This window comes from Nostoc sp. NMS8 (assembly GCF_017115045.1).
GTDB lineage: Bacteria > Cyanobacteriota > Cyanobacteriia > Cyanobacteriales > Nostocaceae > Nostoc.
The window spans coordinates 1-24,612 of record NZ_JABXKK010000089.1 but is presented as its reverse complement, the minus strand read 5'-3'; the positions used below and the strand labels follow the sequence as shown (position 1 = coordinate 24,612).

The window sequence follows — 24,612 nt, the reverse complement described above, 5'->3', positions numbered from 1 at the left end:
AGTAATAAGTAAATGATTGAATCCAATTATCCTGAAACTAATATTGATGAATTAATACGTAAAGATGTTGAGCATATTAGCAAAAATCAACCTCATTCTCAGTTAGTAAATTCACAATCTAATCTAGACACATCAAAATTGAAGTTAAGTATTAGTTATATTGAAACTTTTATTGAAAATGCAGAATCTCGTTCAATTAACCGTACAAAGTGGCCAGATAAACTTAATCTTTTTCCTTTCAATTTAAGTGCTAAGTTACAAAAACTTATTTTAAAAATCATGAACTTTATCTTTAAAGATCAACGAGAAATCAATTTTAGTATAATTAATTCTCTAAAAGAGTCTGTAGCACTTAATCACCAGCTAGTAGAACACATTGCGACTTTAAAAACGCAAGAGGATAACAACATCCAAGGGCTAGATGAGCGCCTGGTTGCTATGAATAACAGCATCCAAGGGCTAGATGAGCGCCTGATTGCTATGGATAATCGTTTTCCAGCATTGGATGAGCGCCTGATTGCTATGGATAATCGCCTTCCAGAGTTGGATGAGCGCTTAGTTACTCTGGATAACAGCATCCAACAATTAGATAGGCGCTTCATTGCTGTAGAGAATCGCTTTCAAGGGGTGGATGAGCGCTTAGTTACTCTGGATAACAGTATCCAAGGAATAGATGACAGCTTAAATGCTATTCATACTTTAATTACCAACTGGCTAACTGGCATTCAAGAACGTTTAGATACTCTGAATCGTCTAGTACAAGAAATAGATGAGCATAAAAATGTTGTAGATGCTCGTATTGAAAGAATGGGCAATCAATTAATTACAACAGATAATTGTATAGTTACAGCAAATGTTCGTATTCAAGAAACTAATGAGCATTACATCAGAAACGATAGTTACCTCAAAAATGACTTAATGCAGCAAAAGCGTTTAATAACAGTGTTTTTAGAAGATGCAAGAAAATGTTTACCAGAACCTTTTAGCCAAAAAGAATTAGAAACCTTTGTAAATGAAGATATGCACTTTTTAGATGCCTTTTATGTTGCATTTGAAGAGCAGTTTCGAGGTAGTCGCGAAGAAATATTAGACAGATTAAAAGTTTATTTGCCATTGATTGAGCAAGTAAAAATAGGCACACATGAATCACCAATTTTAGATGTAGGTTGTGGACGTGGTGAATGGCTGGAGTTGCTACAGGAATCTGGATATACAGCCAGAGGTCTGGATATCAACAAAGTAATGGTAGAACAATCCCGCTCCAGGGGATTTGAGGTGATAGAAGCGGATGTAATGGTTTATGTACAATCTTTACCAGATAGTAGTTTAGGAATGGTAACTGGTTTTCATATTATTGAGCATCTAACTTTTACAAAGTTAATGAAATTTTTCAGTGAAGTAGTCAGGGTACTTAAGCCTGGTGGATTAGCCATTTTTGAAACACCTAATCCTCAAAATGTATTAGTTGGTAGTTGTAATTTTTATTTCGATCCAACGCATCGCAATCCTTTGCCAAGCTCCATGATTAAATTTATTCTTGAAACGCAAGGTCTACACCAAGTAAAAATCATCAATCTTCACCCTTATCCAGAAAGTTATAAAGTCAGTGGTTCTGAGGTAGCTGAACGATTTAATGATTACTTTTACGGGGCACAAGATTATGCAGTTGTAGGATACAAATTATAGACTAAAAAAATGAATGTATTAATTACCATATGAGCGAATTACAACCATCTCTAAGAATTGCTATAGATTTAACTCCTCTACGACCTGGTGGTGAAAATGGAGGTGCTAAAGTTTTAGTATTGACCCTACTAAAGCAATTTCAAGAATTAGCGCCTCACCATTATTTTTTACTACTTACAGCTCCTTGGAATTATTTAGAATTAGCCCAATACGAGACTAACAGGATGGAGCGACTATTAGTTCCTGATTTAATTTATATACCAAAAAAAAAGAAATTGGGGCTTTTTTCTAGACTTTTAGAAAAAATATTTAATAAAATTAATTTCAATAATTTTATAGGCTCTAGTTCATTACTGAAAAAAAATAAGATTAATCTATTGTTCTGTCCTTTCTCTGCACCAACATATGCTGACAAAGATATTCCGTTAGTAGCTATTGTTTATGATTTACAGCATTTAGACTACCAATTTTTCTTTACTGCTCAAGAACAGCAACATCGAACAAAATTTATAGTTGATCTTCTTAATAAGTGTCAAAAAATCATTTGCATTTCAGATTTTACACGCCAATCATTTATCAAGCATTTTAAAACGCCCCCCGATAAACTTGCTGTTGTACCGATTTCTATTCATGAACGCCTAGTTGAATTAAATGAAAGCACTGTTATAGAGCATCTCAGCAGTATAGGTTTAGCAGGACGAAAATATGCATTTTATCCTGCTAACTATTGGCCACATAAAAATCATCGGATCCTGTTAACAGCCTATGGAATATATAAAAAACAGTTTCCAAATTCATTTTTAGATTTAGTTTTTACAGGTGCATTAGAACATGAAGAAAATGACTTAAAGGAAGCAGTAGACCTTATGGGTTTGAGAGAAAACATCTTATTTTTAGGATTTTTAAATCAAGAGGTATTAACAGCTGTTTGGCAAGGTTGTCAATGTTTAATTTTTCCTTCATTATATGAAGGATTTGGGATTCCAACTTTAGAGGCAATGAAATTTGGTAAGCCAGTATTATCTAGTAATGCTGCTAGCTTACCAGAAGTTGGAGGAGATGCCGTTATCTATTTCGATCCTCGAAAACCAGATGAGATAGCATCATGTTTGGCAAAGATTAGTGATAATCAATTATTAGTTAAACAACTGGTCAAAAAAGGGTTTCAAAGATTAGAGCTATTTGATGGTAAGGAAATGGCTTACCAGTATTTAAGTATCTTTGAAAGAGAGGCTTTAAATCAAAATACATTAGTTAAAACTATCATTTCTGGCATTTATGATGATGGTTGGTCAGCACCTGAATTTCATATTTCCATAGAGCCAGGTTTGTCAGGGCGAACTTTAGAGATTTTGTTTGAAACTCCTGAATTTTATCCAACCTCTAAAGCCACGATAAAATTACGCACTAAACAGAGGAAAGCTTCTTACAACTGCCTTCGGGGCGAATCACAAAAAGTTATTTGGCCACTTTTGCCTACAGGTGAAGTGGTAACAGTACAAATATCGCCTAGCTTTCAACCTAGTCAACTAAATCTGAACTCGGATCAACGTCGGCTTGGGTTAATGGTGCGCCATTGTCGATTAAACTTAGTTGATGGATCATCTAGTTCAATTTTAGCATTAGAGAGTGTGGTGTGAACTTAAAATTTAGCGTTATTACACCTTCTTTTGGTCAGGGTTGTTTTATAGAAAGAACTATACAGAGTGTGCTATCTCAACAATTGGCAGATACAGAAATGGAGTATGTAATCTGTGATGGTGCTAGTACCGATCGGACTGTAGAAATCTTAAAAAATTATGATAAGTACATAAAGTGGGTTTCAGAACCTGATAAAGGACAAGCAGATGCCGTTAATAAAGGTATCGCTATGACCACAGGTGACATAATTGCTTGGATTAATTCTGATGATATTTACTATCCAGGAACTTTTCAGGCAATTAAAGAGATTTTTGAATGTTATCCCAATATACAAGCTATATATGGTGATGCCGATCACATTGATGAAAAAGACCGAGTTATTGAAGCTTATCCGACTGAGGATTGGAATTATCAACGTTTAATCGAAACTTGTTTTCTCTGCCAACCATCAGTATTTTTTCGCCGTAGTCTAGTTAAAAAATATGGCAACTTGAATGATTCTCTCAAGTACTGTATGGACTATGAATTGTGGCTTCGTTATGCGAAAAATACACCATTTCATTATATACCACGCAAGCTTTCTGGTTCCCGCTTATATAAAACTAATAAAACACTGGGTCAACGGATAGCTGTGCATTATGAAATAAATAATATGATGCATTCCAAATTTGGAAATGTACCAGATAAATGGATTTTTGCTTACGCGCACGTAAAGATAGAAGAGACTTGGAAGTTAGACAGAACAAAACCTATTCAAAACATGATTTTTGTGAATGCAGTAATTTTTAATAGTCTGTGGTCATTTTATCATTGGAAAAAATCGATTTCAATTAATGCATCAGTCAGGATGATTTGGTGGTTAATTGCTGCCAATATATTTCTGATTAAAAATTTAGTTTTACTATTGAAAAGATTATGAGGATCGGTTTTGATATTAGTCAAACTGGAAAAGCCAAGGCAGGATGTGGATACTTTGCTGATAGTCTTATAAAACACCTAGTAAGCTGCGACAAAAATAATGAGTATTTGCTTTACTCCGCATTTGGAAATACTTTTTGGGATACAGAGCATGGAACTAGCACGTGCCGCCTTCATAAAAGTAATTGTACTCATCTACTAGACCATTTATCACATCATGAGTCTCTAGCTTTTTGGAGTACTTCAGCAGCAATTGATGAAGAAAAATTGGGAAATCCAGATATTGTTCACGGGAACAACTTTTCATGTCCTCGTTTTACTTCTGCTCGGTTTGTCTATACTTTATATGATCTGAGTTTCCTCGATCATCCAGAATATACTTCTGAGGAAAATCGATGGAATTGTTTTAATGGTGTTTTCAATGCAGCAATGCAAGCTGATTTAATTATTGCTATTTCTGAATATTCTAGACAACGATTTCTGGAAATATTTCCCCACTTTCCAATAGAAAGAACTCGTGTAGTCTATTTAGGAAGTCGTTTTCAGGATGTTGATGAAGAAAAACCGGTTGCTGACCTCGAACCTGATAATTTTTGGCTTTCTGTAGGTACTTTAGAACCAAGGAAAAATTTACGCCGGACTTTGTTGGCGTATAAAAAATATATCGATATTTATAACGATCCGAAACCTTTGGTTTTAGCAGGAGGACAAGGATGGTTAGAAGACGATCTTGAAAGTTTCATTGTCAATATAGGCTTGACTAAGCATATTCGTAGACTAGGGTACGTGGATGATGATACACTAAACTGGCTGTATAAAAATTGCTGGGCATTTATTTATCCATCAATTTATGAAGGATTTGGATTGCCCGTTTTAGAGGCAATGAGTCTTGGAGCATCTGTTTTAACTTCTAATACTACGAGTTTACCTGAAGTTGGCAAAGATGCAGTCTTATACGTAGATCCTACCAATGATGATGATATTTTAGCAAAGTTTATAAAACTTAATGATGGTGAATTGCGTAATATTTTGAAGATTAATAGTCAAAAACAAGCAAAAAAATTTTCCTGGTCAAACGCAGCGAAGCAAGTAATGCAAGCATATATAGATGTTTTAAAACTTCCTAAAAAAAATTCTATAAAGGAGCTTAAAAAGCAATTTTATATGATCTAAATAGAAAAGTTAACTTTAGTGTAAAAATATTTAGATTTAGTTTTTATTTTATAACAGTAAAGTTTTTAGTTTTAACACTGGTGTAGTATTGCTTCTGCTGACATTTTTTTCGACATGGTACATAACTTGTATTGGCGTCAGTAGTAACATTAGGAAAATCCATCAATTAATCCCATTAATAAAACTAAATAAATATGAGCGAACCATTTTTAGAACCGATATTACGATACCTCCGCCTTAAAAGAGTAATATCCCACATTCCTAAAAACTCTGTTGTTTTGGATGTAGGTTGTGGCAGTTCTGCAACTTTTCTCAAAAGCATTTCTCCTCACATTAAGGAGGGATTCGGTGTCGATTTTAAAGTTAAAGACTTCCACTTAGGCAATATACAAACTAAGCAGCTAAGGCTTGATAATCATTTACCATTTAAGGATGAAACCTTTGATGTTGTAACCATGCTGGCCGTTTTAGAACATATAGAATATGAAAAAGATATTTTAAAAGAAGTTTATAGAGTTCTCGTTCCTCAAGGTAAATTGATATTGACGGTTCCATCAGTTTGGTCGCAGCCGATACTAGAGTTTTTGGCTTACAGACTAAAAATAGTGAGTGAAGCAGAAATTCGAGACCACAAAAGATACTATAAGCGCGAAAATCTCAGAAAAGTTTTGGTAAATTTGACTGGATTTCAGGAATTTCATCACCAATATTTTCAGTTTTGGATGAACAATTTTTCTACAGTGACTAAGAGGGGTTAATTATTATATGAGGTTATCTGTTGTGATTCCTTGTTACAACGAATTGGGAACTATCAGCCAAGTTATAGAGGCTGTCAAAGCATCACCTGTAAAAAATTGTGAAATTATTATAGTGGATGATTGCTCAATAGACGGGACGCGAGAATTACTTAAATCAAAGATAGAGTCACAGGTAGACAAAGTAATTTACCATCACAAAAACAGAGGAAAAGGTGCAGCTTTAAGAACTGGCTTTGCTGGAGCTACTGGAGATATTATCATTGTTCAAGATGCAGATTTGGAATACGATCCACGAGAATATCTCCTAATGATTCAACCTATTTTAGATGATAGAGCTGATGTAGTTTTTGGTTCACGTTTCCAGGGTGGCAGACCGCATAGAGTTGTCTACTACTGGCATATGGTAGGCAATGTTTGTTTAACTATGTTATCTAATATGTTCACTAATATTAATCTAACAGATATGGAAACTTGTTATAAAGCTTTTCGACGTGAAATTATTCAATCTATCAAAATAGAAGAAAATCGGTTTGGATTTGAGCCTGAAATCACAGCTAAGGTTGCGAAAATGGAATGCCGTATTTATGAGGTAGGTATATCTTATTATGGTCGGACATATAAGGAAGGTAAAAAAATAGGTTGGAAAGATGGAATTAGAGCAATTATATGCATTTTAAAATACAATCTGCTGGCTAATACTAAGAAATACAATTTGCCTTATATAAATTATTCTGCCAACAATAAAATAATTTAATTAGTTATTGAATTAAGTTAAGTCCCTGTTATGGCGTAGCTATTAGGATCTTATTTAAGCTTAGGACTTTCGCCTGACTTTTTACTAAAGTTGTATTTTCTTGCAACTAAATATAGTTATTAGTAAATATTAGAATGATAAATGGAATGATAGGTAAACTTAATACAAGAGAACTTAATAATAAATATGAGCTTATACCGCCTGTATTAATTTTTCTAATTTCTACTGTAATCTATCTTGCTAATGGAGCAACAATAAGTTCTGGCGATACAGTTCCAAGCACGTTATTAGGTTTCAATCTACTTGAAAATCATACTCTTAATTTAGATGCTTTTAGAACAAGCCATTTTTGTTCAGCAAGCTATGGAAATTGTTATTTTTTTGTTGATGGAATTAACGGCCATTTAAGCTCTACATATCCAATAGGAACTGCAATTATTACTTTTCCTTTGTATATAATTTTTTATTCTTATTTAAAATTAACATATTATTATGCTGGGTTGTTTAACATAGACTTAACATCTGTAAGTTTTGATATATATAGAATCTTTTTTGAAAAACTTGCTGCTACAATAATTACATCTATTACAGTTAGTATATTTTATCTATCTCTCAGATTAAAATTTCCTCTAACTATATCTTTAATTTCTACATACATATTTGCATTTGCCACAAATACATGGATGACAAGTTCTCAAGGACTGTGGCAACATGGGGCATCTAACTTAATGCTGGTAAGCACTATATACTGTTTGCTGAAGGCTAACCATACTTCAGAAAAAAGTCAGAAAAGATGGCTGCTCTTAGCAGGAATTGCTTGTGGCTTTCTCCCTGGTATTCGTCCTACAAGTACATTATATTTAGTTGCAGTTCTTATCTACTCAGTTTTTACTTATCGCTTTCAGTCAAGATTCTGGTTTTTTGGTTTGGTTTCCACACTACCAAGTATTTTATGGAATTTATACTACTTTGGTAGCCTCACTGGTGGTTATGGAAAGATTTTCCATACTTCTCCCTATCTATTCACTTTCAATAATTTTATAACTGCATCTTTGGGAACTCTAATTAGCCCTAGTCGAGGTCTTATTGTTTTCTCTCCTATAGTTTTGTATTCTCTGCTTGGAATCTATCAAGTTTTTAAATTAAGGTTTAATCAAGATGAGAAATTAATAGGAAGTATGACGATTGCTTCTATTTTTTTACTTGGTAGTTATTGTTTCTATATAATATGGTGGGCGGGGCATTCTTATGGACCAAGATTTATGGTCGATATAATGCCGATAATTTGCTATTTGATTAGTTATTTTTTGGCTAATAAAGTCAGCAATATAATCAGATATAAAAAAATACCTGTCATCAAGTTTTTAGTATTTTTAGTATTAATAACATTTTCTACACTAACTCAGATGGTTGGAGCTTTTGGTGCTAATCCTGGTGTGATATGGAATCCAATTCCTCTAAATATTGATAAGTATGAATACCAATATAGGCTTTGGAGTTTAAGAGACAGCCAAATAGAAAGACATACTCAAGCTGTCATTCACAAGATTATCAAACCTCCCATAGAACAACCAGCATATCTTCAAGGTTTAAGTGGAAAAATCATAAAAATTACGGACGATAATAATCAGCCTCTTAATTATTTGATTTCAGTTGAACCAGGTGTGGAAAAAGTTCTGAAAGCCAAGCTTCAAAACACGGGTAAATCGACGTGGTTCGGTTATGAATCTGCACTGGAAAGGGGAGAAATACGCGTAAGATGTCGCTTTTACGATGAGCTTAGTAAGGAAGTTAGTGATCTTCGGCTTTATGTTTCTGGTAAACCAAGACAAAATGAGGTGACTGAGGCGATCGCTTCTATTAATTTTCCCAAAAAGGTAGGGAGATATAAGCTTGTTTTTGACTTAGTTAGCGAAGGAATTGGTGAATTTCCTAATTCTACTGGCAAGCCGCTTTACGAACTAGATATCAATGTAGGAACACAACAACTCACAAATTCGCAACTAATTCCCCAACCAATTTTCTTACAAGAAATAAAAATTATTAATAATACAGAAACTATTAAGGCTGGCTCAATACTGAGAATGCCTATTTTTATCAAAAATAAAAGCAATTTCATCTGGTATAATTCAGGGCGTAACCCAACAAATCTATCTTATCGTTGGCTAGATGCTAGTGGTAAACTAGTAGTCGCAGATGGCAATCGCACGATTCTGCCTTTTGACGTATCTCCGGGAGAGTCGGTAGCAATTAATGCAGTTGTCACAGTACCTACTATACCAGGGGAATATACTCTTATTTTAACAATGGTGCAGGAAACGGTTGCTTGGTTTAGCGATAAGCAATCTCCTTACCCTAAAATCGATGTAACAGTTACATCAGATTCTTAATTGTTTAGCTAAATAAGTGTGAGGAAAATGGTATGAACTTACAAGAATTTGCTTTACTGATAATGTCTATTGCTACAAGTTTAGGTGGACAATTTTTCTTAAAATTGGGGGCACTAAAATTGGTAAAGGTCAATTCAGCCAATGCCCTAAGTAATATTATTAGTATTGCTACCACACCGGAACTATTAATTGGATTAACTTGTTATGGTTTAGGCGCTATTGCATATATTTTACTTCTCACTAGAGTAAATTTAAGTATTGCGGCTCCATCTATTTCTCTAGTTTATGTTTTCTCAGTCCTGTTAGGTTACTTCATTTTCAGGGAAACAATTCCCTTAACCCGTCTCGTAGGTTTGAGTTTTATCGTGGGTGGAGTTATTTTAGTAGTTTGGCAAAAATAAAATAACAAATTGGTCATGATTGACGAGTCGAATTTGTAAACAACTAATTCAATTTGACTCTCTTCGGGATGCTATGGAAAATGTGCTTCGTAAAGCATCCTAACCGCTTTCTCCGTTGCTATAACATTTACTAAATAACCTTTTAAATTTTATTTTTTTTACAGTAGGATTATAACTGTGATTAGAAAAGCTCTCATTACCGGTTTAACTGGACAAGATGGCTCTTATCTTGCTGAACTACTACTAAGCGAAGGCTATCAAGTCTTCGGCTTAGTCCGCCGCTCAAGTTCCAGTAATCTTGAGCGCATCAATCACCTTTCTGGCGATATCCAAATCCTTTCTGGCGACCTTTTAGATCAGTCCTCTTTAATGGATGTGATTACCGAAGCTCAACCTGACGAAATCTATAATCTCGCCTCGCAAAGCTACGTTCCTCTTTCTTGGACACAACCTGCTCTCACTGCTGAATATACAGCTTTAGGTGTCTCCCGCCTCTTAGAATCTATTCGTCGTTGCAAACCTGATGCCAGATTCTATCAAGCATCTAGTAGTGAAGTTTTTGGTCAACCTGATGAATCACCTCAAACTGAACGCACCGCCTTTCGTCCGCGCAACCCTTACGGTGTTGCCAAAGCATACGCTCACTGGATGACTGTCAACTATCGGCAGAAATACAACCTTTACAACTGCTGTGGTATTACTTATACTCACGAATCGCCTCGACGTGGGACAGAATTTGTATTTCGCAAAATCACGCACGCAGCTGCCCAAATTAAATTAGGTTTAGCAAATGAACTAAAATTAGGCAACCTAGATGCCCGTCGTGATTGGTGCTACGCCAAAGATGCTGTTTACGCTATGTGGTTGATGTTGCAGCAAGCACAACCTGATGACTATATCATCGCTAGTGGTGAAACTCACTCTGTCAGAGAACTCGTTGAGTGTGCTTTTAACAGCGTTGGTCTAAACTGGCAAGATTATGTCTCAGTTGACCCTGCTTTTTATCGCTCTGATGAATCAGTGCAGTTAGTTGGTTCCATTAATAAAATTAAGACGGACTTAGGTTGGCAGCCTCAGTACTCATTTGAGCAATTGGTTGAGGTTATGGTTGATTATGACCTGAAGAAATTGAGCAAAAACGGAGCCTAAGTATTCTGATGCTAAAAATTGTAGTTGATGCCACCCCAATGGATTCCAAACCAAGTGGGGTTGGCTTTTATGTTGCTAATTTAATATGCGCTCTCGATGTATTACAAAAAGAGGAAAATTTTCAGTTAGGAGTAGTCTATCAACCAGGGTTAAAAAATTGGCTCTCGGGTGACTTTAGTTTTCCTGAATCTTTTAAAGATTCTTCTCAACAGTATCTCTTGCCTTTACCTGTGAGAATTTCAGATTTATTATTAGCTTTAGCATTTAGACCCAGTTTATCTTACTTTGAAAAATATTTTGGTTTTCCAGATATATTACATGGTACAAATTACTCAGTCTATCCCTGTAAAAATAGTTTAAAGGTAATGAATATATATGATCTGACTTTTATTAGATATCCTCAATATATAAATTCAGTTGTAAAAACATATACAGAAAAGATAAAGCGATGTTTGCAGTGGACAGATTTAGTTTTAACAATTTCAGAAAGTTCTAAAAAAGATATTATTGAGTATTTGGAAATAGACCCAAAAAAAGTCTATATCACACCTTTAGCTAGTCGCTACTATCCTAATTACTTGTCTGAAGAAATTGCCCAGAACCTAGAAAAGCAAACTAATTATGATTTCTCCAAACCATATCTACTTTTTGTCAGCACAATAGAGCCAAGAAAAAATATTAATACTATAATTACAGCTTTTAATTTTTTGAAAGGAAAGTATAAAATTGAACATCAGTTAATATTGATTGGGAAGAAAGGATGGAAATATGAACCGATATTTGCAGCTATTGAAAATTCGCCTTGGGCAAACCAAATTCATCATCTTAATTACCTATCTAATGAATTAGTTGCATTATTTTACTCAAAAGCTGATGTCTTCGTTTATCCATCTCATTACGAAGGGTTTGGTTTACCCGTATTGGAAGCAATGACTCTAGGCGCTCCTGTGATCAGTTCCAATACTTCCTCGATTCCAGAAGTTACAGGAGATGCAGCTATACTAGTTGACCCTAATAATCCTATTCAACTAGGGGAAGCTATCCTGAAAGTCATCAGTGATTCCCAGTTACGCCAAGAATTAATTAATAAAGGGAAAGCTAGAGCAAAATTATTTTCCTGGGAAAGAACGGCAAAAGAAACGTTAAACGCTTATAGAACCATTATTTAATGACAATAGTAGACAATCCCTCTGCCCAAGAATTCATTATTAACTTATCTATTCTGTTGTCTAAACCAACAGGTATAGGCAACTATGCTCAAAACCTTTTTCCTTATTTAAAATCTTTGCAACCTACTCTATTAACAGCGCAAAAATATCCCGATTTTGACTGCTATTCAATCCCATCAAATTTAACCCCAGACCACGGTACAAAAGGTCATTTTAACCGCCTGATTTGGACACAATTTCAATTACCACAAATATATAAAAACCTCAAATCGAGTCTCTTATTCTCACCGCTACCGGAAGCACCCCTTTATAGCAACTGTCGTTTTGTCGTCACATCTTTTGATATGATACCGTTACGCTTTGGCAAACGCTTCTCACCACTAACATCCTATCACCGCTACTACACTCCCCAAGTTCTTAAGCAAGCGCAACACATTATTTGTATCTCCCAGACTACGGCTAAAGATATCACCGATTTTTACGGAATTCCCGCCAGCAAAATTACTGCGATTCCTTTGGCACACGATCGCACTCACTTCCTTCCTCTTAACCTCCCCACCAGCAACTACTTTCTCTACATTGGCCGCCAAGACCCATACAAAAACATCCAGCGACTTATCAGTGCTTTTGCGACGTTGATTAACTGTAAAGACTATGAACTATGGTTAGTAGGGCCAATTGATTCGCGTTACACCCCTACTTTAGAAGCGCAAGTAGAAGAACTAGGAATAACTAATCAAGTCAAGTTTCTGAACTATGTTCCTTACAGTGAATTACCAAAAATCATCAATCAAGCGATCGCTCTGGTTTTCCCCAGTCTGTGGGAGGGTTTTGGTTTACCCGTTCTCGAAGCAATGGCTTGTGGTACTCCTGTCATTACCTCCAATCTTTCCTCCTTACCAGAGGTGGCTGGCGATGCGGCGATTCTGATCGATCCCTACAACACAGCAGAAATTACAGAGGCGATGCAGGCTGTTGCAACTGATTCGGTATTGCGATCGCGCCTTTCTAACCAAGGTGTCACTCACTCTCAACAATTCAGTTGGGAAAAAACAGGAAAAGCAACCGCCGAAGTTTTATCCCGTTACTTATAAAAGATAAACTAGCACCAGAATTGGATGCCAAGATTTGGGATTTTGTTCAAGTTTCAGATTATCTTGACTAATGACTGTGAATTAATCCGAAATCTTTATGAAAGCACTAATTCTCTCTGGCGGTAAAGGTACACGTCTACGTCCCCTCACCTACAGCGGAGCAAAACAACTTGTACCAGTTGCTAATAAACCTGTTTTATGGTATGGCATCGAAGAAATGGTGGCTGCTGGTATTACCGATATTGGCATCATTATCAGCCCGGAAACTGGAGCAGAAGTCCAAGGAAAAACCGGAAATGGAGAATACTTTGGAGCAAACATCACCTATATCGTACAAGACCAGCCACTTGGACTTGCTCACGCCGTTCAAATCGCCCGTCCATTTTTAGGTGATTCTCCCTTTGTGATGTACTTGGGCGATAACCTCATTCAACTAGGTGAGTTACGTTACTTTCTGCAACAATTTAGCCAACAACAGCCAGATGCTCTGATTCTCTTACGTTCGGTTGCCAACCCTAGCGCCTTTGGCGTGGCTCAGGTGGATGAAACAGGACGGGTATTACAGTTAATTGAAAAACCCAAAGTTCCTCCTTCAAATTTGGCATTGGTAGGAGTTTATTTCTTTTCTCACCTCATTTATGATGCGATCGCCAATATCCAACCTTCCACCAGAGGCGAACTAGAAATCACTGATGCCATTCAATACCTCATTAATCAGGAAAGGCAGGTTTTAGCCTATAATCTGCAAGGTTGGTGGCTAGATACTGGTAAAAAAGATGACTTACTAGAAGCTAACCGATTAATTCTCGACACCTATCTGATGGCATCAGTTGCGGGCGAAGTCGATGCCCAAAGTCAGATTATTGGACGAGTGCAAATCGGTGCAAAATCCAAAGTAATTAATTGCACAATTCGGGGGCCAGTAGTCGTTGGCAGCAATTGTCATTTAGAAAACTGCTTTATTGGCCCTTACAGTAGTATTGCTAACAATGTCACCCTCATTGATACTGATTTAGAACACAGTGTGATTTTAGAAGGTGCTAAAATTGCCGGAATCCATCAGCGTATTATTGATAGTGTCATTGGACAAAGGGCACAATTGAGTCTTGCACCCCGTCGCCCCAAAGCCTTGCGATTTATGATTGGCGATGATTGTCAAATTGAACTAACCTAATTTACTTGTTACAGATAGGACAAGCCAGTGTCAAAGTTGGAACACAGTGCTTGTAAAATATGAATGCAAAATTCATCTAACAATCAGAACACTGCGGCACATACTATTAATAATATTAATGAGCATTTTACATACCAAAATTTCTGAAGTTCTACAAATTGAACCCCAAGTATTTGCAGACGATCGCGGTTTATTTTTTGAAGCCTACAATCACCAAAAATTTGCTCAACAGACGGGTATTCTTACAAACTTTGTGCAAGATAACCACTCTTATTCCAAACAAAACGTTCTGCGTGGGCTGCACTACCAAATCCAACAACCACAAGGTAAGCTTATTCGTGCTGTTGTCGGTATTATTTTTGATGTAGCCGTAGATATCAGAAAAAGCTCTCCTACATTTGGTAAGTGGGTAGGTTCTGAACTCAGTGCTGAGAACAAGCGCCTATTGTGGATACCACCAGGCTTTGCTCACGGCTTCCTTGTGCTTTCAGAAGTAGCTGAAGTTCTCTATAAAACTACAGATTATTACGCGCCCCAAGGCGATCGCACAATTTTATGGAACGATCCAGATTTAGCGATAGATTGGCCCTTAAATTCGCCACCGATTTTGTCAGCTAAAGACCAAGCCGGCAAACCTTTAAAAACTGCTGAAATATTTGATTAAGTAGTCATTGGTCATTGGATTTTGTTACAGACCCCTCCTCTTGCGATGCCCCAAGCTTACTTTTATGGTGAGCGGAAAAACTTTGTCTTTCATCGGAATAATTTAAACCACGTTAAAGAGTGCGCGTAGCTTCTCTTGGACTAATAACTAATGACTAATGACTAATAACTATGAGTAAATCAATTCTGCTGATTGGTAGCAATGGTCAAGTGGGTAAGGAACTGCAACAAATCCTCACGTCTCACAGCAATGTTATCTCAGTAGCGCGCCCAACAGTAGACCTTGCCCAACCCGATACTCTCCGCAAAGTTATTAGATCAAAGCAGCCGCAAATTATCATTAACGCCGCTGCTTATACTGCTGTAGACAAAGCCGAAAGTGAAACCGAACTTGCTATCGCTATTAATGCTATTGCACCCCTAATTCTTGCCGAAGAAAGCCAAAAATTAGGAGCTTTTCTAATTCATATTTCGACCGATTACGTTTTTGATGGTAATGGATGTAGCCCTTATCAAGAAACTGATGCGACTAATCCCTTGAGTGTCTACGGTAAAACCAAACTCGCTGGAGAAGAAGCTATTCGGGAAACTTGCGCCCATCACCTTATCCTCCGTACTGCTTGGGTTTATGGAAACTTTGGCAAAAGTAACTTTGTCAAAACCATGCTGCGACTAGGTGCAGAACGTCAAGAACTCCGTGTTGTCGCTGATCAAATTGGTAGCCCAACCTGGGCGCAAGATATAGCCGCAGTTATCGCCCAGATAATTCCCCAGTTAACTCCAGAAATTAGCGGCACTTATCACTACACTAATAGCGGCGTTGCTAGCTGGTATGATTTTGCCGTCGCCATCTTTGAAGAAGCCCAACAGCTAGGCTTCCCTTTGAAAGTTGAAAGCATTGTTCCCATTACAACCGCCGAATATCCGACGCCAGCCCGTCGCCCTGCTTATTCCGTCCTTGCTTGTGGAAAAATTTCCGCACTTCTAGGGACTTATTCCCCTCATTGGCGGCAAAGACTCCGACAATTGCTTGCAGAATAAGGAATGGGAAATAGTTATTTTTCTTGTGCCCGTCATCTCCCCAATCCCCAATCCCCAGTCCCTATCCCCTTTTTAATACTCCCGTCTCTCGTTGTATGGGCAAAACATCTAAAATATCAGTTTGGGAACAATATTTTAAATCATCTAGACAGTCAAGGCGTAACAATCTTTGACCGTGACTAGCTTGGTGAAGTAATCCTAATAAGTTATCTTGCCATTGAGAGTAAAGAGCGATCGCACTTATTACTTCATCATTCCCAGCGAGTTCTTCTGGTGACAACTGGGTTTGTTGCAAAATACTATGAGCGATCGCACCTGCACAAACTGTATCCTCTAAGGAATAACTGCCTTCCCAGCCAGAACCGACAATCCACACTGTTTTTGGTTGCTTATCTAAAAGGAATTGCACCACCGCCGCCCGGTTAATCAAGGCTGCTGCTAAGACATTTGGGGAGTCTTGTACCCGTTGTAAGGCACGAGTGCCATTTGTAGTGCTGATAAACAAACGCCGCCCTTGTACTAATTCTGGTGTGCAGTCGAGGGGAGAGTTACCCAACTCAAAGCCAGCAACTTTTGCGCCGCCGCGTTCTCCAGCCCGCAAACGTTTTTCAGGGGGCCATTTTTCGCTAACTTCAATTAACTGATCTAAATCGCTGAATACTTGTACAGCTTCGCCTCCAGATGCCAAGACAGTCGCAATTGTGCTAGTGGCTCGCAAGACATCGACTGCGATCGCACATTCTGGCGCTTTATCCGTTGGAGTCAATTCAGGAGTGTGGTATACGAATAACTTCACGGGCTGGATACACCTGTTTTAATACTACTGCCGAAAATAACATTCTATCTAGTTGGTGTCACTAACTATAGTCACAATTGTTCCAGGAAAATTTTTTATCATCAAAATACAAAATGTATCTCATTCAATACATAGATAGCAGTGGGGAATGGGGAAGAAGCAAGGGGGCAGGGGGCAGGGAGCAAGGGAGAATTATTACCCTCAGCAGGAACAGCAGCCCCTCTGCCTGTTTTCAATCCCTAATCAATACTGAAAAAGCCTATTTTTATGATTTTAGACTTTCAGATTTGCTGCACTATCTTGTAATCTAAAACAAGAACAGACGTTCTAAAAGGGGAAAATTTACAGCTTTAAGGTTACAACCCAAAGAGACAGATATCCATTCATTTCCCATTCCCCAGTACAGACGCAATTAATCGCGTCTCTCCCACTCCCCACTCTCCATTGAAATTGCTATGGCACCTTTACCCGACTACCGCCCTAAACAACTATCTTTAGGCCCGTTAGAAGCGGAAATTTTAAATATCATCTGGGAACTTGGTTCAGCCACAGTCAAGGATGTACACGATCGCATCCTCGCCGATCCCAACCGCGAATTAGCGTATACTTCTGTCACCACAGTTTTACGTCGCCTCACTGATAAAGGTTGGCTGGCTTGCGACAAGAAAGAGCGGGCATTCTATTGGCGGCCAATGCTGAGTAAGCAACAGTCAGAAGTGATCAAAGCTCACGAGCAGTTACAGCGATTTCTAGCGGTGGGAAATCCCGATGTTGTTGCTGCCTTTGCTGATAGTCTGGATGAAGCAGCTAGTGAGCAAATAGCAGCGATCGCCAAACGTATTCAATCTGCACGCCAAGCCAGGGAGGAACAATGATGCATCTGATAATGATTTTGAATGCTTTGGCAGTTGCCTGGTGGTTAAGATCCGCTTGGAATCAACCCCAAGGCAATTGGAATCTGCGGTGGCAGCGATCGCTATTTTTGTTTCTCTTCCCGCCCTTGCTAATTTTCATGACTGCGATCGCTGTGCTGTTCATGGGGCCCCAAGGACAAATGGGCGGCATGTATACAGGCTCAATTAGCTATTTACTAGCATTAATTTATTTGGCATTTTTTGCCATTTCATGCATTAAACTTGCTTTCCAGGGTTGGCAGTCTGTAGAATCTGCCCGTAACTGCCCCTTAGTGAATGTTGGCGATAAACGAGCCAGACTCCTGCAAACAGGCGCGTTGTTTGCAGGTCAAATCGGTTTTTGGCAACCAGAACTAGTGGTTAGCCAAGGATTAGTGCAAACTCTCTCACCTGCTCATTTAGAAAGCGTCTTAGCCCATGAGCAAGGGCATCACCATTACAGGGATACGTTCTGGTTTTTCTGGCTGGGTTGGGTGCGTTCTTGCACTGCATGGTTGCCAAATACAGAGCCTTTGTGGGAAGAACTTTTAGCTTTGCGCGAACTCCGTGCCGACAGTTATGCAGCATTGCAGGTAGATCCTCTGGTGTTAGCAGAATCACTTTTATTAGTAGTTAGTAGCGGCCCAGTCTTATCAGAAATTTGCTGTGCTCCATTAGGTTCCTCTGGTGCAGATCGCTTAGAACAAAGAGTAGAAGCTTTATTAGCACCACCAGAACCAACCTCAGAAGCTCAATTGCAATCCTGGCATGGCTTTCTGTTGGCGTTCCTGCCTTTACTGACTGTGATATTTCATAGTTAATTTGAATTTAGCCAGTTGCCATAGTACGAAACTGCGACTATAGTGACATCCGTCGTCTCTGTAGTAACATCCGTCATCCCTGTAACGATATCCGTCGTCTCTGTAGTGACATCCGTCATCCTTGTAGCGACATCCGTCGTCCCTGTAGTGACATCTGTCATCCCTGTAGCGACATCCGTCGTCCCTGTAGTGACATCTGTCATCCCTGTAGCGACATCCGTCGTCCTTGTAGCGATGTCGGTTGCCACATAACGATGAAAATTTTGAATAGGGTTGTTATATTACTCTTCTTCTAGCAACTGTTCTATATATTTTTGCACTAAAGGCACTTGAAAAGCATTGCCTTCTTGAGTCAAGATTTCTTTTCGCGTTAGTTTGCGAATAACACCTTTGTCTTGCTGGGTGGGAGTTTCCCCATAGATTATCCGACGCAAGAGAGAGCGATCGCTATCTGCTAAACTCTTCCATAATTCCCACCACTTTCCTTTTGCTTTAGATTTAGGATCTGCAAGCTGTTGTTCAAACTGCTGTTTCGCCCACTTGATTGCCTTGCCTTGTTGACGTGCTTCCCACAAATAGTAACCAGCCAATTGCAACTTATAAGGATGACGATGCCCCATTGCTGGGCATGATTCTGTTCATCTACACTCAAAGCTGCACCATTACTAGACCGAGTTGGTAAGCGCGACAGTTCAATAGCCTCATCTGTAGTTAGTTCTTTCAAATAAATAGTGTGACCAATATTGAAAAAACTAGAGACAAACCGATGCTCGTTAGCATAAACATCCAGTTGTTTACGCGAAGCCAGCACTAGCATCAAGACGTTGCTATCCATCAGCGATCGCAAATTATCATAAAATCCATTATCGAATTTATCAGGATATTAGGACTTACGCACTGTAAAAAAAACTATCTTGTGTATTAACGTAAATACGTTGTTTAAGGCTTTTGGCGGTCACTTTTGATTGCTGGCGATCGCCAAAATATGACTGAAAAACCTACCTAGAAGCCTTGAAAACTATACCTCTTATTTTGGCTTTTCTGTCAATGCGTAAGTCCTAGATATTTCAAAAGGCTTTCAAAATCATCCAGACAGAGAACAGGTAGCTTTCCTTGCTGTTTCCATTCCTTAACCGCATCTGAAAAAGCTTGACGATTCAGCAGTTTACTCTTCCAACAATTTTGCAGACTGCGTTGTTGCCATCCCTGAACATGACTCAGTAAACCTTCAGCTACAGCCTCATAGAAACCCGTTTCAGTTTGGCAATCTACACCCCGTAACGGTAAGTAAATTACCACATAACGATTCGGGTCTAATCCTCGCTGCTGCCAAGTCAGAACGAAATAATGCAGCAACGAAGATTTACCAATGTGCTTCTCACCAACTATATTGATACTTGTAGGCTGATCGCCCTTCATCCGAGATGCGATCACGTGTAATTCATCTTTACGACCAACAAACAGCCTGGGATCTTCAATCATCCCCGCAGCCACAAAAGGATTGGCAGGCAGCGCTCCAGAAGTCATGTAAAGCGTTTATCCTAGTTTCAGCAATTTAAGTGCAATCACTTAAAACAATACCACTAGTCCCATAATGTCTTTACAGATCGCAAAGGCGCGATAAATCGCTGTACCGATTTGTAGACACGGCGATTTGTCGCGTCTCTTGCCTTAAACGTGATGTCTGAGAAAAATATTTATTTGGCAAATGGCCCAATGTTGGCTGTTAAAAGTGCAGAACAGACCCTTGATGCGATCGCAGTCCTTCTTAAAATTCCAACACTTGTTTAGGACAAGCACCAAAAGATCCATAATACAGAAACTTCACAGCCAAGTCAAGCGACCATAAAGCTCTCATGGATAATCTAAAATCCAAAATCTTTAAACTCCCCAGGCTGGATTCGAACCAGCGACCAATCGATTAACAGTCGATCGCTCTACCACTGAGCTACTGAGGATCACTCACGATTTACAATATTAGGGCTAAAAATAGAATTTGGCAAGTACTTTCGATAATATTTTTTTTATATGTTTAATTTATAGAAATTTTGCAGTCAAAACCCATTCAGGAACTTAAGCAGAGAGTGTTAAATACTATAATCCCATTCGTAATTCAGCCAGACGTTGCCGCGCCTTAGCATCGATGGCATTAGCTAAAAACCTACTCTTAGATTGTTTGCGCGTGTGATACTTTTGTCGCATCCGGCAAACAGTGGCTTCCACTTCCCCGCAAAGTTGTTGTGCAGACAACCATTCAGCCCCATACCCTTGTATCATCAACTGCTGTGCCCGATCTGATGTAGCAACAATCACACGAGAAATCAAAGATTGGGCTATTTGGTGGCGAAAAGAAGCGCAGGATTTTTCAATATAAGTATCTGCTGTTTGCCCAAAATCAGTGTAATAAACAGACAAAAGCTCAGTAATAATTTCTTTATTACTAGAGCAATTCTGATATTGGGCATCAAAAACTATCTGAGTTGTGTAACCTTGAAACGCGCTATAACCAGTCATCGCTTCCACAAGTTCGCCCCGTGCGGCCTCTAATCCGACGCTATCACGCGTTTTTTTAAGGCAAGGCCAAGCACCGATGATATTGTAGCCGTCCACTAACAAAACGGCTTGGAGTAAGGAACGGGACATGGTTTTTAATCACAATTTTCTAGAGTTAACAAAATTCATTCATAAGATTTATAATAATTGATCAATTGTGTGTAACACTATGCTACATAGAATAAAAAATACGGCAGCCTCATAAAACTCAAGCCTAAGATAGAGGCACCAACTTAAAACGCGCCTTTGTTTCAAAGGCGCGTTAAAGTTCTTTTTAGTAGTATTCAGGAGTGCAGTTAAGCAATAGCAAGGTTTGAGCCAGTGCAATGAATTTTACTTATTTACTCATTACTCATTACTCAGCACTTAGTTAGGAGGCTTCGCTGTCTACCTCCATTAGACGTTGTTTGAGGCGTTGGGGTTCACCCCTATCTACCAGAGAGCCTTTTTCTAGCAAAAAAGCGCCGTCACAATAATTTAACTCGTCTAATCGATGTGTCACCCAGAGGGCTGTAATACCTCGACTTTTGACAAGGCGGCGGACACCAGCAACTAAATCTAACTGGCTATCTGGATCTAGTAAGGCAGTAGGTTCATCTAGTAATAGAACTTCACAGCGACGGGCGATCGCACCGGCGATCGCGACTCGCTGTTTCTGTCCCCCAGAGAGCGCATAGATAGGGCGTCGTTGCAAGGTAATCAAATTCACCGCCCCCAGCGCCTCCTCAACCCTGGCTCTAGTAGCAGCAGGTGGCAACTTTTCTTCCACCAATCCAAAAGCCACATCAGCACCAACCGTTGGCATTACCAGTTGATGATCTGGATTTTGGAAGACAAAACCAACGGGGTGCAAAACCCGAATTTCGCCAGATTCAGGAGCTAATAACCCCGCCAGCAGTCTCAGTAACGTTGATTTTCCGCTGCCATTGGTACCCAAGAGCATCCAAAACTCACCCTTGGGCACTTCTAAAGAGCAAGATTTGATCACTTTCTCTCCATTCGGCCAACTGAAATTTAAATCCTTGACCTCAATGCCAACTTGAGACATTTGTCAACCTTAGTTACTCAGCAGCTACAGCAAAAAAGCCAGGTGGTCTGCCACCACCAGGGGTTGTACCATCTTTCTGAACAATCTGCACCCCAGAAATTTCACTAGCGCGGACAGCAATTTTTTTCTCTGTCTTGCCCTCGCACTTGAGTTCTACAATGTCAGGGTTCCCAGAACGGATTGCCGCCAAAATTAGCTGATAAACAGCCTCAGCATCCTCTGCTGATTTACGTTGTACCGAAATAGGGAAAGCAGTGTTTCTGATGCTTAAATCGATGGTAAACATTTAGCAATAATCAAATTTAACTGTGGACTCATTTTAGCGTCAGCTGAGTGATTCTAGGGAAATGGGGGTTGGGGATTGGGGATTGGGAATTTCTGTTCATCTCGCTCATCTGAAGCAAAAATTAATTTTTATTACAAAACCCCTAGAAAAATTAGCGATTTACACCTAATATTATTAAAGGTGTGTAAAAAATTGTAAACTTGGTTAACAACCTGGTTAACTTTCTGCTTATAGAAGGCTTTTATGTAGCCATCTATAATACAGATACAACCTGTACTTATAAACATTTGGAGATTTGCTCTAATGACCATCGCAGTTGGACGCGCCCCCAGTAGAGGGTGGTTTGACGTTCTTGACGACTGGCTCAAGCGCGATCGCTTCGTATTCGTAGGTTGGTCAGGGATACTATTATTCCCCTGCGCCTTCCTAGCACTAGGCGGTTGGCTGACCGGCACCACCTTCGTCACCTCTTGGTACACCCACGGATTAGCCTCCTCCTACCTAGAAGGAGCGAACTTTTTGACAGTGGCAGTATCCACCCCCGCTGACAGTATGGGACATTCCCTATTGCTGTTGTGGGGGCCAGAAGCCCAAGGCAACCTCACCCGTTGGTTCCAATTGGGTGGTTTGTGGCCATTCGTTGCCCTACACGGAGCCTTCGGTTTGATTGGCTTCATGTTGCGGCAATTTGAAATTGCGCGTCTAGTAGGTATCCGTCCTTACAACGCTCTCGCTTTCTCTGCTCCCATCGCGGTATTCGTCAGTGTATTTCTGATTTACCCCTTGGGACAATCAAGCTGGTTCTTTGCACCCAGCTTTGGCGTCGCGGCGATCTTCCGGTTCCTGCTATTCCTGCAAGGTTTCCATAACTGGACACTCAACCCCTTCCACATGATGGGTGTTGCGGGTGTATTGGGTGGTGCGCTATTGTGCGCCATTCATGGTGCCACAGTCGAAAATACCTTGTTTGAAGACGGCGATGGTGCTAACACCTTCCGCGCCTTCAATCCTACCCAGTCGGAAGAAACCTACTCAATGGTGACAGCAAACCGTTTCTGGTCACAGATTTTCGGTATTGCTTTCTCAAACAAACGCTGGTTGCACTTCTTCATGTTGTTCGTGCCAGTCACCGGTTTGTGGATGAGCGCCGTTGGCATCGTCGGTTTAGCACTCAACCTGCGGGCTTATGATTTCGTCTCCCAAGAATTACGGGCGGCGGAAGACCCTGAGTTTGAAACCTTCTATACCAAAAACATTTTGCTGAACGAGGGTATCCGCGCTTGGATGGCTCCTCAAGATCAACCCCACGAACAATTTGTATTCCCTGAGGAAGTTCTACCACGTGGTAACGCTCTCTAAGAATTAAAATCCGGCTATGTCCTGAATTAGGATTGTGGTGGATAAAAATTGACACCACCCAGATGAAATAATCTCTTTGTAATCAACCAAGAAAGTGTCAATATTCGCCATTCTCTAATTATCTCTCACCAAAAGGTGGGAGATTTTTTCTGTATATAGTTAATATCTCTAAATTTATGTGTTATGTTAGATGAAGGTTATAAACCCAGAGTAAATACTCTGCCCTTTGAAAACTAAGACCGCTTAGGCAATAAGGAGGTGATGCCCATGATAGAAAGTAGTAAATGCATGGGTCATCAGGTTGCAGTTAGCCGGCTGCGTGCCGGGGCTGTTCTCTAAAAGTTAGCCTTAGTCATCTTTGAGATACTAAGTTAGCTCAAGTAGCTAGGCAAGCTCGGAGTTCCTTCCGGCAGTCTGGTTGCAACCTGAAGACCCGCTAGACCGCCCTGATTTAGACCATCCGATCTAAATCAGGGCGGATAGTTTTTTATGGGTGACTTTTATTGGTTGCTTTTGAAAACTTAGATGGAGATGCCTCTGGTATGTCACTAAGCTATATCGTTGGCGCAGCCTCTCTTAGAGTGCAGGTAAAGCCAACACATTTAAGTTTTTTTCAAAGACGAATATCTTACATCCAGCTTTTGGGACTGAGCGGATTTGAGTAACAGCGTCTATCTACCAAGTTTGATTTAAATATACACACACATATTACGTCCTAATCTATCCTTTTATACTTTTTGTGTGGAGAATAAAAGAAATTTGCCTTTCTCAAATGCAAAATGTAAGAAATTAGGACTTACGCATTGACAAAAAGAATCATCTATGGAGTCTAGATAATGCCATCA

Annotated in this window: 24 protein-coding genes and 1 tRNA gene; 17 read left to right on the top strand and 8 right to left on the bottom strand. The window is 39.3% G+C overall.

The window, feature by feature from the left end; all coding sequences use genetic code 11:
- Positions 1–12: 12 nt before the first annotated feature.
- From HWQ39_RS18165 to rfbD, 14 genes are all read left to right on the top strand, one after another.
- Positions 13–1,686 carry a methyltransferase domain-containing protein gene (locus tag HWQ39_RS18165; protein ID WP_292847912.1) on the top strand — a complete coding sequence of 558 codons (1,674 nt, stop codon included), beginning with the start codon at positions 13–15 and terminating at the stop codon, positions 1,684–1,686.
- Between the two features lie 29 nt (positions 1,687–1,715).
- Positions 1,716–3,326, top strand: a complete 1,611-nt coding sequence (locus HWQ39_RS18160; protein WP_292847909.1) for a glycosyltransferase family 1 protein — start codon at positions 1,716–1,718, stop codon at positions 3,324–3,326.
- Positions 3,323–4,246 (top strand): glycosyltransferase family 2 protein, encoded by a 924-nt coding sequence (locus HWQ39_RS18155; RefSeq protein WP_292847906.1) that lies wholly within the window; start codon positions 3,323–3,325, stop codon positions 4,244–4,246. The genes HWQ39_RS18160 and HWQ39_RS18155 overlap by 4 nt, the downstream gene beginning before the upstream one ends.
- Positions 4,243–5,418, top strand: coding sequence for a glycosyltransferase family 1 protein (locus tag HWQ39_RS18150; protein ID WP_292847903.1), 1,176 nt, complete (start codon positions 4,243–4,245; stop codon positions 5,416–5,418). The genes HWQ39_RS18155 and HWQ39_RS18150 overlap by 4 nt, the downstream gene beginning before the upstream one ends.
- A gap of 194 nt (positions 5,419–5,612) precedes the next feature.
- A complete protein-coding gene (locus tag HWQ39_RS18145) occupies positions 5,613–6,176 on the top strand; it encodes a class I SAM-dependent methyltransferase (RefSeq protein ID WP_292847900.1) in 564 nt (187 codons plus the stop codon).
- 7 nt (positions 6,177–6,183) lie between these two features.
- Positions 6,184–6,930, top strand: coding sequence for a glycosyltransferase family 2 protein (locus HWQ39_RS18140; RefSeq protein WP_292847897.1), 747 nt, complete (start codon positions 6,184–6,186; stop codon positions 6,928–6,930).
- 134 nt (positions 6,931–7,064) lie between these two features.
- On the top strand, positions 7,065–9,320 hold the full coding sequence (locus tag HWQ39_RS18135; protein WP_292847894.1) for a hypothetical protein: 2,256 nt from the start codon (positions 7,065–7,067) through the stop codon (positions 9,318–9,320).
- Between the two features lie 32 nt (positions 9,321–9,352).
- On the top strand, positions 9,353–9,721 hold the full coding sequence (locus HWQ39_RS18130) for an EamA family transporter (RefSeq protein WP_292847891.1): 369 nt from the start codon (positions 9,353–9,355) through the stop codon (positions 9,719–9,721).
- A gap of 177 nt (positions 9,722–9,898) precedes the next feature.
- Positions 9,899–10,870, top strand: coding sequence for a GDP-mannose 4,6-dehydratase (locus HWQ39_RS18125; RefSeq protein ID WP_292847888.1), 972 nt, complete (start codon positions 9,899–9,901; stop codon positions 10,868–10,870).
- 8 nt (positions 10,871–10,878) lie between these two features.
- A complete protein-coding gene (locus HWQ39_RS18120) occupies positions 10,879–12,039 on the top strand; it encodes a glycosyltransferase family 1 protein (protein ID WP_292847885.1) in 1,161 nt (386 codons plus the stop codon).
- Positions 12,039–13,133, top strand: a complete 1,095-nt coding sequence (locus HWQ39_RS18115) for a glycosyltransferase family 1 protein (protein WP_292847882.1) — start codon at positions 12,039–12,041, stop codon at positions 13,131–13,133. Before HWQ39_RS18120 ends, HWQ39_RS18115 begins: the two co-directional genes overlap by 1 nt.
- Positions 13,134–13,230: 97 nt before the next feature.
- Positions 13,231–14,307: a glucose-1-phosphate thymidylyltransferase gene (locus HWQ39_RS18110; RefSeq protein ID WP_292847879.1), complete on the top strand. Its 1,077-nt coding sequence runs from the start codon at positions 13,231–13,233 to the stop codon at positions 14,305–14,307.
- Positions 14,308–14,425: 118 nt separating this feature from the next.
- Entirely contained in the window at positions 14,426–14,971 is a 546-nt protein-coding gene (rfbC, locus tag HWQ39_RS18105) for a dTDP-4-dehydrorhamnose 3,5-epimerase (protein WP_292847876.1), read from the top strand.
- A gap of 170 nt (positions 14,972–15,141) precedes the next feature.
- Positions 15,142–16,011 (top strand): dTDP-4-dehydrorhamnose reductase, encoded by an 870-nt coding sequence (rfbD, locus tag HWQ39_RS18100; RefSeq protein WP_292847873.1) that lies wholly within the window; start codon positions 15,142–15,144, stop codon positions 16,009–16,011.
- A 61-nt stretch (positions 16,012–16,072) separates the two neighbouring features.
- Here rfbD and HWQ39_RS18095 read toward each other — a convergent pair whose 3' ends face one another.
- Entirely contained in the window at positions 16,073–16,807 is a 735-nt protein-coding gene (locus tag HWQ39_RS18095; protein ID WP_292847870.1) for a 2-phosphosulfolactate phosphatase family protein, read from the bottom strand.
- A 455-nt stretch (positions 16,808–17,262) separates the two neighbouring features.
- Here HWQ39_RS18095 and HWQ39_RS18090 point away from each other — a divergent pair, with 455 nt between their 5' ends.
- Positions 17,263–17,682, top strand: a complete 420-nt coding sequence (locus tag HWQ39_RS18090; RefSeq protein WP_292721488.1) for a BlaI/MecI/CopY family transcriptional regulator — start codon at positions 17,263–17,265, stop codon at positions 17,680–17,682.
- On the top strand, positions 17,682–18,521 hold the full coding sequence (locus tag HWQ39_RS18085; RefSeq protein ID WP_292848167.1) for a M56 family metallopeptidase: 840 nt from the start codon (positions 17,682–17,684) through the stop codon (positions 18,519–18,521). The genes HWQ39_RS18090 and HWQ39_RS18085 overlap by 1 nt, the downstream gene beginning before the upstream one ends.
- Here HWQ39_RS18085 and HWQ39_RS18080 read toward each other — a convergent pair.
- The 7 genes from HWQ39_RS18080 to HWQ39_RS18050 form a co-directional block, all read right to left on the bottom strand.
- The gene (locus tag HWQ39_RS18080) at positions 18,518–18,769 is read right to left on the bottom strand and encodes a hypothetical protein (protein WP_292847867.1); all 252 of its coding nucleotides are present in this window, start codon (positions 18,767–18,769) and stop codon (positions 18,518–18,520) included. The genes HWQ39_RS18085 and HWQ39_RS18080 overlap by 4 nt on opposite strands.
- A gap of 33 nt (positions 18,770–18,802) precedes the next feature.
- Positions 18,803–19,141 carry a hypothetical protein gene (locus HWQ39_RS18075; RefSeq protein WP_292847864.1) on the bottom strand — a complete coding sequence of 113 codons (339 nt, stop codon included), beginning with the start codon at positions 19,139–19,141 and terminating at the stop codon, positions 18,803–18,805.
- A 424-nt stretch (positions 19,142–19,565) separates the two neighbouring features.
- A complete protein-coding gene (locus HWQ39_RS18070) occupies positions 19,566–20,048 on the bottom strand; it encodes a hypothetical protein (RefSeq protein ID WP_292847861.1) in 483 nt (160 codons plus the stop codon).
- A 359-nt stretch (positions 20,049–20,407) separates the two neighbouring features.
- Positions 20,408–20,479: transfer RNA gene (locus HWQ39_RS18065), tRNA-Asn, on the bottom strand.
- A 136-nt stretch (positions 20,480–20,615) separates the two neighbouring features.
- Positions 20,616–21,164: an NYN domain-containing protein gene (locus HWQ39_RS18060; protein WP_292847858.1), complete on the bottom strand. Its 549-nt coding sequence runs from the start codon at positions 21,162–21,164 to the stop codon at positions 20,616–20,618.
- Between the two features lie 280 nt (positions 21,165–21,444).
- The gene (locus HWQ39_RS18055) at positions 21,445–22,122 is read right to left on the bottom strand and encodes an ABC transporter ATP-binding protein (protein ID WP_292847856.1); all 678 of its coding nucleotides are present in this window, start codon (positions 22,120–22,122) and stop codon (positions 21,445–21,447) included.
- A 13-nt stretch (positions 22,123–22,135) separates the two neighbouring features.
- Entirely contained in the window at positions 22,136–22,408 is a 273-nt protein-coding gene (locus HWQ39_RS18050) for a hypothetical protein (protein ID WP_012410874.1), read from the bottom strand.
- Positions 22,409–22,711: 303 nt separating this feature from the next.
- Here HWQ39_RS18050 and psbD point away from each other — a divergent pair, with 303 nt between their 5' ends.
- Positions 22,712–23,767, top strand: a complete 1,056-nt coding sequence (psbD, locus tag HWQ39_RS18045) for a photosystem II D2 protein (photosystem q(a) protein) (RefSeq protein ID WP_292844628.1) — start codon at positions 22,712–22,714, stop codon at positions 23,765–23,767.
- Positions 23,768–24,612 lie beyond the last annotated feature (845 nt).

Coding starts and splice junctions, on each gene's coding strand:
- HWQ39_RS18050 (WP_012410874.1), bottom strand. CDS start 22,408: ATGTTTACCATCGATTTAAGCATCAGAAACACTGCTTTCCCTATTTCG.
- HWQ39_RS18085 (WP_292848167.1), top strand. CDS start 17,682: ATGCATCTGATAATGATTTTGAATGCTTTGGCAGTTGCCTGGTGGTTA.
- HWQ39_RS18060 (WP_292847858.1), bottom strand. CDS start 21,164: ATGTCCCGTTCCTTACTCCAAGCCGTTTTGTTAGTGGACGGCTACAAT.
- HWQ39_RS18070 (WP_292847861.1), bottom strand. CDS start 20,048: ATGACTTCTGGAGCGCTGCCTGCCAATCCTTTTGTGGCTGCGGGGATG.
- psbD (WP_292844628.1), top strand. CDS start 22,712: ATGACCATCGCAGTTGGACGCGCCCCCAGTAGAGGGTGGTTTGACGTT.
- HWQ39_RS18150 (WP_292847903.1), top strand. CDS start 4,243: ATGAGGATCGGTTTTGATATTAGTCAAACTGGAAAAGCCAAGGCAGGA.
- HWQ39_RS18075 (WP_292847864.1), bottom strand. CDS start 19,141: ATGGGGCATCGTCATCCTTATAAGTTGCAATTGGCTGGTTACTATTTG.
- HWQ39_RS18135 (WP_292847894.1), top strand. CDS start 7,065: ATGATAAATGGAATGATAGGTAAACTTAATACAAGAGAACTTAATAAT.
- HWQ39_RS18115 (WP_292847882.1), top strand. CDS start 12,039: ATGACAATAGTAGACAATCCCTCTGCCCAAGAATTCATTATTAACTTA.
- HWQ39_RS18130 (WP_292847891.1), top strand. CDS start 9,353: ATGAACTTACAAGAATTTGCTTTACTGATAATGTCTATTGCTACAAGT.
- HWQ39_RS18165 (WP_292847912.1), top strand. CDS start 13: ATGATTGAATCCAATTATCCTGAAACTAATATTGATGAATTAATACGT.
- rfbC (WP_292847876.1), top strand. CDS start 14,426: ATGAGCATTTTACATACCAAAATTTCTGAAGTTCTACAAATTGAACCC.
- HWQ39_RS18145 (WP_292847900.1), top strand. CDS start 5,613: ATGAGCGAACCATTTTTAGAACCGATATTACGATACCTCCGCCTTAAA.
- HWQ39_RS18120 (WP_292847885.1), top strand. CDS start 10,879: ATGCTAAAAATTGTAGTTGATGCCACCCCAATGGATTCCAAACCAAGT.
- HWQ39_RS18055 (WP_292847856.1), bottom strand. CDS start 22,122: ATGTCTCAAGTTGGCATTGAGGTCAAGGATTTAAATTTCAGTTGGCCG.
- HWQ39_RS18110 (WP_292847879.1), top strand. CDS start 13,231: ATGAAAGCACTAATTCTCTCTGGCGGTAAAGGTACACGTCTACGTCCC.
- rfbD (WP_292847873.1), top strand. CDS start 15,142: ATGAGTAAATCAATTCTGCTGATTGGTAGCAATGGTCAAGTGGGTAAG.
- HWQ39_RS18090 (WP_292721488.1), top strand. CDS start 17,263: ATGGCACCTTTACCCGACTACCGCCCTAAACAACTATCTTTAGGCCCG.
- HWQ39_RS18160 (WP_292847909.1), top strand. CDS start 1,716: ATGAGCGAATTACAACCATCTCTAAGAATTGCTATAGATTTAACTCCT.
- HWQ39_RS18140 (WP_292847897.1), top strand. CDS start 6,184: ATGAGGTTATCTGTTGTGATTCCTTGTTACAACGAATTGGGAACTATC.